Source organism: Paenibacillus nuruki (genome assembly GCF_001721045.1).
GTDB classification, from domain to species: Bacteria; Bacillota; Bacilli; order Paenibacillales; family Paenibacillaceae; genus Saccharibacillus; species Saccharibacillus nuruki.
Window position 1 is genome coordinate 1 of sequence record NZ_MDER01000016.1, and the last position, 1,085, is coordinate 1,085.

1 protein-coding gene is annotated in these 1,085 nt (G+C 27.2%); it reads left to right on the forward strand.

The features are described from left to right. Nucleotides 1-104 precede the first annotated feature (104 nt). A partial coding sequence (locus tag PTI45_RS01510; RefSeq protein ID WP_139129199.1) for an ATP-binding protein occupies nt 105-1,085 on the forward strand: 981 nt, incomplete at its 3' end.

A 1,085-nucleotide genomic window follows, 5' to 3' on the forward strand; every position in this document is an offset into this window, starting at 1 on the left:
TCTTGATTAACATAATAATCATTGTTCAATCTCGGTTTGATTTATAATATAGTATATATAGAAAAATATTACTTTTTTAAATGATATTTGGAGGTTAGATTATTTTGGATATTAAGGAATATTATGAAGCGACAATAAATGAAAGTACAAATAAAATATTTAATGAGTTTAAAAACATAAATCAATCAGGTAAAGAAAAGAAAGATGAAATTCGCAGAAGATGGATATGGGAATTAATCCAAAATGCTTCGGACTGTACTCCTGAAGGCAAAAAAATTAATATCAGCGTAGAAGTTACCGAAGATGAAATTCACTTTAGTCATGATGGGATACCTTTTTCATATGAAAATTTATTCTCATTAATAACTCAAATTTCTGCGAAACCACAATCTGAAGAATCATTAACAGGTAAATTTGGAACTGGATTTATGACTACTTTTTTGCTATCAGAGGTTGTAGAAATTGAAGGCTCTTTTATTAGAAAAGATGGAAATTGGACAAATATGAAATTTTTAATTAATCGTGAAAATCAAGATTATAAAGGCATTAGAGAAAAAACGGTTCAAATGCTAAATAATTTACAAACATTGAATGAAAACAGTGATGAGAATTTACAAAAACTAAACAGAACTAAATTTATTTATAGCTTAAAAGGAAGTCCGGAATCAATGAGAATAGTAAAACAAGGGGCAGATGATTTACAAGCAACATTGCTTTATTTGCTGGCTTTTAATCCAAATATTAATTCTATAACCTATAATAGTGAAATTTACGAATTAGATCGCTCTTATAATACAGATAATTTTATAACACTGAAAGGTAGAAGTGAACTGGGTTCTTTATATTTGTCGACTAACAATAATGTTACTATTGCTTGTCCTATGAAAATAGATGCTAGTAATCTATACGTATTTTTACCTATTCCCGAGAATATGCCAAAATTATTTTGTAAATTTCCTTTGATCGGAACTGAACAATATAGTTTTCCTATTATTATAAATTCTGATCTTTTTGATGTCGAAATTGACCGTAATGCAATAAGAGAAGGTAATTCACATAATAAATTATTAATTAATGAAGCAATT